At 27.9% G+C, this 13,004-nt stretch carries 13 protein-coding genes; 9 read left to right on the forward strand and 4 right to left on the reverse strand.

Features of this window, described 5'->3' with window-relative positions; translation table 11 throughout:
• The first annotated feature begins 117 nt into the window (after nucleotides 1–117).
• From purD to A9758_RS04050, 5 genes are all read left to right on the forward strand, one after another.
• On the forward strand, nucleotides 118–1,434 hold the full coding sequence (gene purD, locus A9758_RS04030; RefSeq protein ID WP_011405648.1) for a phosphoribosylamine--glycine ligase: 1,317 nt from the start codon (nucleotides 118–120) through the stop codon (nucleotides 1,432–1,434).
• Nucleotides 1,435–1,647: 213 nt separating this feature from the next.
• Nucleotides 1,648–2,556: an ornithine carbamoyltransferase gene (argF, locus tag A9758_RS04035; RefSeq protein WP_011405649.1), complete on the forward strand. Its 909-nt coding sequence runs from the start codon at nucleotides 1,648–1,650 to the stop codon at nucleotides 2,554–2,556.
• Between the two features lie 80 nt (nucleotides 2,557–2,636).
• On the forward strand, nucleotides 2,637–3,461 hold the full coding sequence (gene hisF / locus A9758_RS04040) for an imidazole glycerol phosphate synthase subunit HisF (RefSeq protein WP_011405650.1): 825 nt from the start codon (nucleotides 2,637–2,639) through the stop codon (nucleotides 3,459–3,461).
• 195 nt (nucleotides 3,462–3,656) lie between these two features.
• Nucleotides 3,657–4,586 (forward strand): hypothetical protein, encoded by a 930-nt coding sequence (locus A9758_RS04045; protein ID WP_011405651.1) that lies wholly within the window; start codon nucleotides 3,657–3,659, stop codon nucleotides 4,584–4,586.
• A gap of 32 nt (nucleotides 4,587–4,618) precedes the next feature.
• Nucleotides 4,619–5,542 carry a DNA glycosylase gene (locus A9758_RS04050; RefSeq protein ID WP_048059662.1) on the forward strand — a complete coding sequence of 308 codons (924 nt, stop codon included), beginning with the start codon at nucleotides 4,619–4,621 and terminating at the stop codon, nucleotides 5,540–5,542.
• A gap of 103 nt (nucleotides 5,543–5,645) precedes the next feature.
• Here the strand turns inward: A9758_RS04050 and A9758_RS04055 are convergent, their stop codons facing one another.
• Nucleotides 5,646–6,077, reverse strand: coding sequence for a peptidylprolyl isomerase (locus A9758_RS04055; RefSeq protein ID WP_011405653.1), 432 nt, complete (start codon nucleotides 6,075–6,077; stop codon nucleotides 5,646–5,648).
• A gap of 197 nt (nucleotides 6,078–6,274) precedes the next feature.
• On the opposite strand from A9758_RS04055, the gene A9758_RS04060 reads away from it, so the two are divergent.
• Entirely contained in the window at nucleotides 6,275–8,023 is a 1,749-nt protein-coding gene (locus A9758_RS04060) for a helicase C-terminal domain-containing protein (RefSeq protein ID WP_011405654.1), read from the forward strand.
• A 29-nt stretch (nucleotides 8,024–8,052) separates the two neighbouring features.
• Here A9758_RS04060 and A9758_RS04065 read toward each other — a convergent pair whose 3' ends face one another.
• Nucleotides 8,053–9,219, reverse strand: coding sequence for an aspartate aminotransferase family protein (locus tag A9758_RS04065; protein WP_011405655.1), 1,167 nt, complete (start codon nucleotides 9,217–9,219; stop codon nucleotides 8,053–8,055).
• Nucleotides 9,220–9,637: 418 nt separating this feature from the next.
• Here A9758_RS04065 and cobI point away from each other — a divergent pair, with 418 nt between their 5' ends.
• Nucleotides 9,638–10,333, forward strand: coding sequence for a precorrin-2 C(20)-methyltransferase (gene cobI / locus A9758_RS04070; protein ID WP_011405656.1), 696 nt, complete (start codon nucleotides 9,638–9,640; stop codon nucleotides 10,331–10,333).
• Between the two features lie 11 nt (nucleotides 10,334–10,344).
• On the opposite strand, the gene A9758_RS04075 is transcribed toward cobI, so the two are convergent.
• Both A9758_RS04075 and A9758_RS04080 read right to left on the reverse strand, forming a co-directional pair.
• A complete protein-coding gene (locus tag A9758_RS04075; protein ID WP_011405657.1) occupies nucleotides 10,345–11,442 on the reverse strand; it encodes a glycosyltransferase in 1,098 nt (365 codons plus the stop codon).
• Between the two features lie 11 nt (nucleotides 11,443–11,453).
• Nucleotides 11,454–11,783 carry a hypothetical protein gene (locus A9758_RS04080; protein ID WP_011405658.1) on the reverse strand — a complete coding sequence of 110 codons (330 nt, stop codon included), beginning with the start codon at nucleotides 11,781–11,783 and terminating at the stop codon, nucleotides 11,454–11,456.
• 88 nt (nucleotides 11,784–11,871) lie between these two features.
• Between A9758_RS04080 and A9758_RS04085 the strand changes: the two genes are divergently transcribed.
• Together A9758_RS04085 and A9758_RS04090 are read left to right on the forward strand one after the other, a co-directional pair.
• Complete coding sequence (locus A9758_RS04085; protein WP_011405659.1) at nucleotides 11,872–12,108, forward strand: hypothetical protein; 237 nt, start codon at nucleotides 11,872–11,874, stop codon at nucleotides 12,106–12,108.
• A 96-nt stretch (nucleotides 12,109–12,204) separates the two neighbouring features.
• The coding region (locus A9758_RS04090) for a glycosyltransferase family 2 protein (RefSeq protein WP_069776334.1) at nucleotides 12,205–13,004 on the forward strand (800 nt) is incomplete at its 3' end.

Consider the following 13,004-nt stretch of genomic DNA (forward strand, 5'->3'; position numbering starts at 1 on the left):
GGGATATATTTATATATAATAAAATATTACGATAATAATTTTTTTTTTATTAAGTACAAATACAGTACAAAAACAACAAGTACAAAAAATACCTTATTAACAGGACGTGATTATATAATGAAAATATTGATGGTAGGTAGCGGTGCACGTGAACATGCAATTGCTAAGGCATTAAATAAAACAGCAGATGTTTATACATATATGGGAAGAAAAAATCCTGGATTGGCAAGAATATCTAAAAATTATACAGTAAATGATGAATCTAATTTTAATGAAATTATTAAATTTGCACAAGAAAATAATGTGGAATTAGCATTTATTGGACCGGAAGCTCCACTTGAAATGGGAATAGTTGATGAACTTGAAAAAGAAGGAATACATTCTGTGGGTCCAACTAAAAGTGCAGCACAAATAGAAACAAACAAAGCATTCATGAGAAAACTCTTTGAAGATTATGATATTCCAGGATCAATTAAATATGGAACATTTTATGATTTAGATGAAGCTTATGAATTTATTGATAACTTTGATGAACCAGTAGTAGTAAAACCAATAGGATTAACTGGTGGAAAAGGAGTTAAAATTGTAGGGGATCAGTTAGCTGATAATGATGAAGCAAAAGAATATGTTAAAGAAATTTTCCATCAGAAAATGGGTGGATTTGAAGGAGTAGTAATTGAAGAATTGTTACTTGGAGAAGAATACACAATACAAGCTTTTGTTGATGGAACACATCTTATACCAATGCCTGCTGCACAAGATCATCCACATGCATTTGTAGGAAATAAAGGACCAATTACTGGGGGAATGGGTTCATATTCAGATAAAAATCATTTACTACCATTTTTAACACAAGAAGATTATGATAAATCAGTAGAAATAATGGAAAAAACAATAAAAGCAATAGCAAAAGAACAAGAACCATATAAAGGAATATTATATGGTCAATTCATGTTATGTAAAGATGGTCCAAAAGTAATAGAATACAATGCAAGATTTGGAGATCCGGAATCTATGAATGTATTATCAGTAATAGATGATGATTTAGCAAAAATATCTAAACAAATAGTAGATGGAACATTAGATTCAGTGAATTTCCTTAATAAATCCTCAGTATGTAAGTATGTGGTACCTGATAAATATCCAAATACCCACGTTGCAGATACTGTTGTTGATGTGGATGAAGATAAAATCAATGAATTAGGAGCACAAGTATTTTATGCAGCAGTTTATCAGGATATGGATGATTCTATTAAATTAACTTCATCAAGAGCATTAGGAGTACTTGCAGTAAAAGATTCTATTAAAGAAGCAGAAAAAATCTGTGAAGAAGCTATAAAATATGTTAAAGGTGAAGTATACCATAGAAATGATGTTGCTACTGAAGAATTATTAAATGAAAAAATCAAACACATGGAAGAAGTTAGATTGTAATCTAACAACCTACTTTTTTTATTATCAAAATTAAATAAAAATCCATATAATTCTACACTACATTTTTAATAACTTAAATTTTTACTACAAATACGAGTTAATTATTCATGTTATCTATTTTTAAGTTACTTATTTTAAGAACTAGTAACATAATAATATATTATTTATTATTAAAATTATGAATTAATAATTTTTTTAGGGAAGGATTCGAAAATGAAAAACTTATTATCAATGTCTGATGCAAAAAATGAAGTAAATGCAATATTAGAAATAGCATCAGGTTTAAAATCAGGTGAAATAACTGAAAAACCACTAACAAACAAATATATTGGAATGATTTTTGAAAAATCATCAACAAGAACAAGAGTATCATTTGAAGTTGGAATTCATCAACTAGGTGGAACTCCATTGTATCTTTCAAGTAAAGACCTACAATTAAATAGGGGAGAACCAATAGAAGATACTGCAAGGGTATTATCACGTTTTCTTGATGGAATAATGATAAGAGCAAAAAAACATGAAAATGTAGAAGAATTAGTACAATACTCCACAATACCTATTATAAGTGGATTAACAGATAAAGAACATCCATGTCAAATTTTTGCTGATTTATTAACAATAAAAGAATATAAAGGCGATTTTAACGATAAAAAAATCGTGTTTATAGGTGATGGAAACAATGTATGTAACTCTTTATTACTAGCAGCAGCCTATGTTGGAATGGATATGACAGTAGCTTGTCCTGAAGGCTATGAACCAAATGAAAAAATATATACACTTGCAAAACAAGAAGCTCAAAAAACTAATTCAACAATAAAAATTGAAAACAATGTAAATGAAGCAGTAAAAGATGCAGATGTATTATATACTGATGTATGGGTAAGTATGGGTGATGAAGATGAACAAGATGAAAGAGAAAGAATCTTCAAACCATATCAAATTAACAATGAATTATTATCACAAGCAAAAGATGATGCAATAGTAATGCACTGTTTACCTGCAATAAGAGGTCAAGAAATAACAGCAGATGTAATGGTATCACCTCAATCAGCAATATGGGATCAAGCTGAAAATAGATTACATGCACAAAAAGCAATACTATATCATATTTTTAAAGAATAAAAGAATTTACCTTCCCATAAAATCTTTTATTAATCATCATCCAAAGTTATATATTTATTTTTTAATTATGAAGTGATAATATGTTATCAAAAAGAATCATACCATGTTTAGACTGTGATCTACAAGTACCTGAGGGTAGAGTAGTTAAAGGAGTAGAATTTAAACAAATACGTTATGCTGGAAATCCAGTTGAATTAGCAACAAAATACTATGAACAAGGGGCAGATGAAATAGTATTTTTAGATATAACCGCTTCCCATGAACGTAGATCTACAATGGCTGACGTAATTGAAAAAACAGTTGAAAATGTATTCACACCAATCTGTGTAGGTGGAGGAATACGAGAAGTAAAAGACTATGTGGCAATGCTTAAAGCAGGAGCAGATAAATGTTCAACAAATACTGCTGCAATAAAAGATCCATCCCTTATAAACAGAGCATCTGAGCATGTTGGAAGTCAAGCATGTGTAATTGGTATTGATGCTAAAAGAAGATATGTTGAAAATCCATCAGAATCTGATGAACATTATATTGTAGAAACAAATGATGGATATTGTTGGTTTGACTGTAGTATTTATGGTGGACGTGAATTTACTGGAATTGATGCAGTTAAATGGGCAATAGAATGTGAAGAAAGAGGTGCTGGAGAAATACTCTTAACAAGTATGGATAGGGATGGTACAAAGATAGGTTATGATTTAGAACTGACAAAAACAATAAGTGAAAATGTTTCCATACCTGTAATAGCATCTGGTGGTGTGGGAAATCCTGAACATATCTATGATTCATTTTCTAAAGGAAAAGCTGATGCAGCATTAGCAGCAAGTATATTTCACTTTGATGAATATCCAATACCTCAAGTAAAAAACTACTTAAAAGATAAAAATATTCCAATTAGAATATAATTTAATATTTTTACTTTCTACTTTTTTTAAGAATATTTAATATCACTTCTAACATATTAATAATTAAATAAATAGAATACTTATGGTTATCATGACATTTTTTAGAGTTTTAAAAATATAACAATGATATTAATAGATTTTTAGTATTCGATAGGGTTAGATATTTAGAAAAACACTTTTTATGAAGGAGAAACTATGACATTAATAATAAGTATAACAACGCCTAATGGAATAATAATGGCTTCAGACAGTAGACAAACATTAAAAAATCCAAAACAAATGACAAGGATATCTACAAATTATGCAAATAAATTATTTGCTGTGAATGAAAGAATAATTGTTGGAACAGCAGGAATGGCATTTTTTGCCGATGAAACTGGTGTTCAAAGAAGTGTATCAACATATGTAAATGATTTCTGCAATACTAAATATTTAAATAATATGTCAGTAAAGGATGTGGCTACAGAGCTTCATTCATATATCAACAGTAAATATCCATGGAAAAAACAATTAGAAGCCTCAGCACAACAATTTAAATTAGATGCACAAAGTAAGGGACTAAATATTCTATCATTAGAAACAAAGGATAATGTTGTAGAATTTAAAGTTAAACATCCAAATGGTATGATTGAAACTGGAAATATATCTGTTGAACCAATTAATCTTTTAATAAGTGGATTTAATACTGATGGTTCATTTGAAACATATGAATCAATTTCTCCAGGTAATATTCAAGTAAAACGTGAAACTGATAATTATGGTTGCACATGGATAGGACAGGGAGATGTAGTATCACGTATGATTTTAGGATATGATGCTAAAATATTTAATACCTCTTTATTTCAGGGAATATCATCAACAACTTCACAACAAGATATTATAAAACAATTACAAGGACTAGAATACAACATACCTTGGCCATTACTAACACTACAGGATGCTCTGGACTTGGCAGTATTTTTAATAAAATCAACATCTATAATACAAAGATATGCTGATGGAATAACTATGGATGGTGGAGATATACAGGGGGTTGGCGGACCAATAGATGTTGCTATAATAACTAGAAAGGATGGAATCAATTGGATAAAACAAAAACAAGTGATTTATCCTTCATTTGATTAAAAACTTTTTTTTTATTTTTTTTGGTGTTTATAATGTTTAGTGGAGAATTTATAGTAGATTTCAATGAATATGTGGGTGATTTTGATTTAATTTTAACAATGAATTCTGGTCAGACAAGTCAACCGCCATGGAAAATGGATGATAATAACTACTATGAAATAATACTGATTGATAATATTGATGTTTTAGTAAAAATAAGTCAAGAAAAATTAAATGATCCTCTAATTGTAAAATATTTCTCTAAAGAGGAATTTAATGTAGAAAAACTTAGAACTAAACTATTTTATATCTTTGATTTAGATTATAATATTAATGAAGTTTATGATTTTCTTGAAGAAAATAGTCAGTTAAGTGATGTTTATGAATTTAATAGGGGTTTAAGGTTATTTAAGTCACAATTTCCATTTGAATGTATTATTTCCTCTATCTGTTCTGCAAATAATTCAATAAAACGTTGGACAAAATCACTGTATGATATACGTAGATTTTGTGGTAGAAGTGTGGTTTTTGGTAAAGATACATACTATGTATTTCCAAGAGAGGAAGTCTTTATTAATATGAGTCTTGATGAATTAAAGAATTGTGGTGTGGGATATAGAAATAAGTATATGTTAAATTCCACAGAAAAAATAAGGGATTCTATAGATTTTCATGAAAATATCTTTAAATTATCATATAAAAAAGCATATAATGAAATTATAAAACTTGAGGGTGTTGGTCCAAAGGTAGCAGATTGTATATTGCTCTATGGTTATAATAAACATGAAGCATATCCTGTTGATGTTTGGATTAATAGAATAACAACATATCTTTATTTTAAAAATCAGAAAGTATCTAATGGAAAAATATCTTCATTTGCACATGAAACATTTGGTATGTATGCAGGTTATATTCAGTTATATCTTTTTAATTATGCAAGATTATCTGGTTTAATGAGTAAATTAAAAGAAATCTAATCTTCTAAAAGGAAATGTATTTTAGGGGGTCAGGGTAGAATGAATATTACATAAATTCTATATAATAATATGTTTTTCTTAATATATTAATGTTGTTTTATCTTTATTCATCAATTATTGTTATAGTGTTCATAACATCACCTTGTCTGATTTTATAAACAACATCCATACCTTCAATAACCTGTCCAAATACTGTGTGAACTCCATCAAGATGTGGTTGTGGGCTGTGTGTTATGAAAAATTGACTTCCACCTGTATCTTTTCCTGCATGTGCCATGGATAATGCTCCAGTACCATGTTTATGTGGATTACCTTCTGTTTCACATTTTATTGTGTAACCTGGTCCACCTGTTCCATTACCATTGGGACATCCACCTTGAATTACAAAGTCAGGAATTACTCTGTGGAATGTAAGTCCATCATAAAATCCTTTATTAGCTAATTTTTCAAAATTTGCTACTGTTCCAGGTGCTTCATTAGGGAATAATTCTAATGTAATATCACCTTTTTCAGTTTTAATAATTGCTTTTTTCATTATTTCACCTTTATTATATGTATATATTATTTTTACAATTAAAATATCTTATTTTATTATTAATGATTTTATTTGAATTTTTCAATAACATCTCTTAATACTTCAGGTATCTGGTGTATTTATTTTATACTTGAATATCTTATGAATGATTTTTAAATCAACTAAATAATAAAGTATGAATAATAAATATAAAAACTATGAATACGATATTTTGCCCAGATTGTGGAATGATAAGAAATAAATGCATATGTTCTAAGAAAGAGAAAAATCAAAATTCCCTCATTAGTAGACCTTCTACTGAGGAAAAAGAGTCTCTTCAACAACAACATCCCCATATAGACGATGAAATAATTGAAAACTTTCCATTTAAACAAGCAAGACATAATCAATTAGAACTCATAACAGAAATATTAAATGCTTTTGAGTCAGATAAACGTTATGTTATACTTGAAGCAGGAACAGGAACAGGAAAATCAGCTATTGCAGCAACCCTTGCTCAAATTCTACAACCAGCATATATTCTTACAATGACAAAACAATTACAAAGACAATATGCTGATGAATTTGGTTATGCTCAAGTTAAGGGAAGAAATAATTTCTCATGTATGGATAGTGGTTCTTTAAATACATGTGATCAAGGAACATGTCAAACAAGTAGAACAACAGAGGAATTTGCTTGTCCATATGGTATTAAAATAGAACAAAATAAACAGAAAAATATGGAAGATGATGATAATACCCAGTACTACAATACACCATTTTCATTTAAATCATCAGAACATTGTCCATATTGGAATCAGAAATCTATTGCAATAAATGAGCCTGTTACATTACTAAATTATGATTATGCATATCTTGAATTAAATTATGTGCAACATTTCCAAAAAAGAAATATAATGATACTTGATGAGGCCCATAATATTGAAGATAAGATAATGCATAAATTAGAACTTAATATTTCTGATAAACAGTTAAAAAAAGATATTAATCAGTCTATACCAAGAGAAATGATGTCATTTACAGATATTAAAGATTGGATTGCATTTCTTGAATCCATATTTGATTCATATAATGATATATATACAAACAATCTTACTAAGAAAAAAGCAGATAGAATAGAACGTACAAAAAGAAAACTCAAAGAAATCACTGAAAATATTAAGAAAAATCCTGAAAATTGGGTTGTTTCATTTGAAGGTGAGGTTGTTTCATTTAAACCACTTAAAGTGGATATGTATGCTGAGGATACATTGTTCCAGTATGCTGATAAGATATTATTTATGAGTGCAACTATACTTGATAAGGATTTGTTTTGTAAATGGTTAGGTTTAAATTCAGATGATGTTTATTATATACACAGTGAAAGTCCATTTAAAAAAGAGTATAGGCCAATACATATGAGACTAGTGGGGTCAATGGCTAAACGTGCTCTTTGGCATACAGCACCAAAAACAATACCTGTACTTCGAGATATAATGGATGAACATAAAAATGAGAAGGGTTTAATTCATACAAATAGTTATAAATGTCAAAAATATATAACAGACCATATTAAAGACCAAAGAATACTATCTCATTCACCTAAATCAAGGGATCAAATACTAGCAGAATTTGAAAGATCATCAAATCCTTATGTTTTAGTAAGTCCTTCCATGAGTGAAGGAGTAGATTTACCATATGAGAAGTGTCAATTCCAAATTATATATAAGGTACCTTATCCATATCTTGGAGATAAACAGATAAATGAAAGAAAAAATATTGATCCACAATGGTATGCATATAAAACAATAATGACATTAATGCAGGCATATGGTAGGGGAATGAGAGCAGAAAATGATAGTTGTGATACATACATCTTAGATAAAAATATACAATCAATTCTTAGAAATAAGATGTATAGAAAACTAATACCGAAATTCTTTAGAGAAGCCATTACTAATAAATAGAAAAAAGTTATTTAAAAAAAGAAAGGAAGTTATGGTAAAATTTCATCAATAACTTCTACTACTTCATCTAATTCTTCTTTTGTAATTACAAGAGGTGGTACAAATCTAATTACATTACCATTTGCAACGTTTATAAGAACTCCTTTTTCTTGTGCTTTTTCAACTAGATTACCACAATCATAGTTAAGTTCTACACCTACCATTAATCCATGTCCACGTACATCAACAATACAGTCATGTTTTTCTTTAAGATTAGCTAGTTTTTCCATGAAGTATTCACCATTTTCTTTGGATTTATTAACTAGATCTTCTTCTTCATAAATATCAAGAACACATGATGCAACTGCAGTTACTAGGGCTGTTCCACCAAAGGTGGATGCATGGTCTCCTGGATTAAATCCACTTGCTACTTTAGCACTACTTAATACAACACCCATTGGTAGTCCTCCAGCTATAGCTTTTGCACATGTTGTAATATCTGGAACTGTGTTTGTTAGTTCTGAAGCAAAGAATTTACCTGTACGTCCAAATCCTGTTTGTACTTCATCAAATATTAAGAGAATTCCATTTTCATCACAGATTTTTCTAAGTTGTGGTAGGTAATCATCATCAGGTACACGTACACCACTTTCTCCTTGTATTGGTTCTACAAGTATTGCTGCAGTATTTTCTGTTATTGCATCTTTTACTTGGTCAATATCGTTGTAGTCTACATGAATAAATCCTTGTGGTAATGGATCTAATCCTTTCTGGTATTTTGGTTGTCCTGTTGCTGTTATTGTAGCAAGTGTTCTTCCATGGAATGAATTTTTCATTGCAATAATTTCACTTTTTCCAGTGTATTTTCTTGCAAGTTTTATAGCACCTTCATTTGCTTCTGCTCCACTGTTTGCAAAGAATACTTTTTCATGTGGAGAGAGTTCAACAAGTCTTTTTGCATATTCTGCTTGTTCTTCTGTGTAGTATAGGTTTGATACGTGTATGAGTTTTTTTGCTTGTTGTGTGAGTGTTTGGGCTATTTTTTCATGTGTATGTCCAATACTATTTACTGCTATTCCCGCTACACAGTCAATGTATTTATTTCCTTCTTTATCATACACAATACTTCCATGTCCATGATCTAGTACAAGATCATATCTTCCATATGTATGCATTACATATTTATCTAATGTTTCTTTTACTTGGTTGGTGTTCATTTTAATACTCCTTAATTATTATAGTATTGATGAAATAAGTTACTATAATTATACTATATATTAGTATGTTTAAGTTTAAGTTTAAAGTTTACTACTAGTAGTTATGATGTTAATATTAAATACAGGAATGGTGTTTTAGAATCTTACTCAACATACTTTTTTTTTAAAATTTCATTTTGATTTTCTATAATTTAAAAGATGGTCCATGTCATGGATATATTTCCATAAAATCCCTTATCAGATTTATTTTAGTTTCATCTCTATTTTTTTAAATCCTTCTATAAAAATTATATATATTTTATATGTGTATAATAGTAGTATAAAATGAATATAATCTTTAAATAAAGTTTACTTTAGTTTTTTTAAGTAAATTAAGGTTTTATTATTTTTTATTAAACAGATAAGGATAGAAAATATTATGGAAATTGGAAAATTATATGGTTTAGGGGTAGGACCAGGAGACCCTGAACTTGTAACATTAAAAGCAGCAAGAATTATTAAAGAAACAGATATTATATTTGCTCCACAATCACGTAATGGTAAACCAAGTGTAGCATTAAATATAGTTCAAAATATAATTGATGAAAGAGAAGAAGAATGTGAAATATTACAACCATTATTCCCTATGACTGAAGATAAAGATGAATTAGCAAAATCATGGGATGATGCTGCAGAAATGTTATTTGAAAAACTGTCTAATGGTTTAAATGCAGTATTTGTGACTTTAGGTGATCCTACAGTATTTAGTACATTTTCTTATGTTTCTAAAAGATTACAAAAAAAGGGTGTTGAAGTAGAATTAGTTCCAGGTATAACATCATTCACTGCATGTTCCACAACAGCAGGAATTCAATTAACAGAACAAGATGATATTATGGTAGTAGTACCACAAGTAGATGAAAGATTACCTAAATTATTACCATATGTTGATACGTTAGTTGCAATGAAAACTTCAAGACATTTAGATGTATTAGAAGATTGTATAAATAAAGATCCAAGAGAAAAAGAAATAGTATCTGTTCAAAACTGTACAATGGAAGATGAAAATGTTGTACACGGATTTGTAGATAATAAAAAGTATTTTTCAACTAGTATAATTAAGTTTAAAAAATAATCTTCTTTTTTTTAAAACTTTTTAACTAGTTTATCACATAAATCATTCCAATTGAAGTTATCATATACTATTTTTTGAATCTCAGAGGGATTTCTTTTAAGTTTATTCCAATTATTAATTGTATATTCAAGAGTTTCCTTTAAATCATTAGTGTCATGATTAATTATTTTACCATAACTTGTTTTATTTATTATATCAGGAGATCCTCCAACATTTGTGGAGATAATATAATTTCCATGATATGCAGCCTCAAGTGTTGATATTCCAAAGCTTTCTTTTTTCGATGTGCAACAATATATACTTGATTTAGCATATTCTTGTGAGAGAAGATTTTTATCAGAAATATATCCTTTTAATATGATTTTATCTTTAAGTTCAGGTTTATTTTCAAATAAATTATTTATAAATTCTTTCATATCATCCATTACTCTACCAATAAGAACTAATCTCCATTCTTCTAAATTAATAGTAGTAATAACTTGAAGAAGCATATCTATTGACTTATTTTTTTTCTCAATATATCCAACATAGAGTATTATTTTTTCTTTATTGTTAATGTTAGTATTATTTTTCATGATACCATTGGGAAGATATAGTAACTTCTTAGGACTTATTATGTTACTTGTTTTTAGTGTATTGTAGTTTCGTCTTGTTTCAATACTAATAACATTTATGAATTTAAATAGGATTTTTACAAGAAATCTTCTTATCATTGGAAGTATACCTTTTTTTTTAACTAAAAAATCAATGTAATCATTGTTAGCATCTAATTTAAGATATATTTTTCCATGGGGATTGTATAATTTATATATTAGAACATACCATGGAAGAACATTGTATCGTAGATGATAGAATTGTATTATATCGATATTTTTAGCATTTTTCTTAATATACTCCATTACATCTTTTTTTTCATTCTTTGTATTATTTAGATAATTGATTTTTAAGTTATTATTTTTAAGTATTGTGTCGATGTAGGTGTAATTATCATTGTTGTAGGTGGTTATAGTACAATTATAATACTTAGCTAGGATATAGGGAATCATTCCCACATCCTTTGTAAGTATGTAATTGTATAATCCTGGAAATATACAGTTATACTTCTTCAATTTAATTCTCCTTAATTTTTAAAACAATATATTTCTACTTGTTTTCGTATTGTATGTGTTAATTCTTTTTCATCAGCTTGAATAGGCATTCTAAGTTCATCAAGAAGTTCAAAGTCTGTATCAATTATTTCTTCAACTCTATATATAAACCAACTTGTTGATTCGTCTTTTTCTTTTCTATTGAATAATGGATAATCAAATTCTTCTTTATTAAAACCATTTTTTCCACTATATTCTATTGTCATCTCATCATCATTATGTAAAATAATTTCTACTTCTTTAATTCCCTTATTTTCCTTTAAATCTATAAATCGATAACGATATGTTTCATAATTTATCATTGTAAACACTTGTATATTTTAATAATTGTTATTATATTATAAATTATATATAAGTATAGTAAATAAGAAAGTTTTTAGGTTTGATAATATGAAAGATAGTTTAAGTATAGATGATATAGACTTTGAAAAAGTAATAGATATGGGAAAATTTTCTTTATTTTTTTTAAGTGGAGTTGCTGTAGGTTATGGTATTAAAAAAATAGTTGATTCAGAAGAATTTGAATCTTTAAAAAGTACAATTCTAGATTCTATTGGTAACTCTGAAGATGAGGAAGTTCATCAAATTCCTATTAGTGATGTTGATGAAAGTTCTGAAGATGAATAGATAATATTTTTTATTTAACTTTTTTTTGGGGGATTATTTATTTACAAAGATAAAGTATCAATAATATTATTAAATTGGAATGGACATGAAGATACTGTGGAATGTTTGGAATCATTAAAACATGTTAATTATGATTTTTATGATATATATCTTGTAGATAATGATTCAAAAAAAGAATCTGTTGATTATATTCTTAATTATTTAGAAAATGATTCTTATTATTCACATAGTCTTGTTTTAAAAAATCAACTATATAATTATGTAAAATCAGATGATGTTGATATTTTATTTATAATTAATGATGAAAATTCAGGATTTGCTGGTGGAAATAATGTTGCCCTAAACTATATTTTAAAAACTAAACTAACAGATTATGTTCTACTATTAAATAATGATACTATTGTATCACCTGATTTTATAGATGGATTGATTAGTAAGTTTAATGAATCAGATGACACTGGATTTGTTGGAATAAAACATTATTATTATCATGAAAGAAATAAGTTACAAACTGTTGGTGGAGGTATTGTTGATTTAGTTCATGGTGAGGCTATGGCTGTTTTTGATGATACTAGGGATTCATTTGATTTTATTACAGGTTCGTGTATATTCACATCAGTTGATGTTTTAGATGAAGTTGGTACTATGAATGAGGATTTTTTCATGTACTGGGAGGATGTTGACTGGTCTAGTTGTGTTTGTGAACATGGTTATAAATTAAGAATTTCTAATAGGGGATGTATATATCATAAAGAAGGAGCTTCAATAAAATCATTATCTAGATTATATTACCACATGCGTAATAGAATATTCTATATGAAACGTCATACTAGTGGTTTAATCTATTATAAATTCATTATTTACATTGTATTGTTTGCACTTAAAGAATTCTTTAT

This window comes from Methanosphaera sp. A6 (assembly GCF_001729395.1).
Classification (GTDB): domain Archaea; phylum Methanobacteriota; class Methanobacteria; order Methanobacteriales; family Methanobacteriaceae; genus Methanosphaera; species Methanosphaera stadtmanae.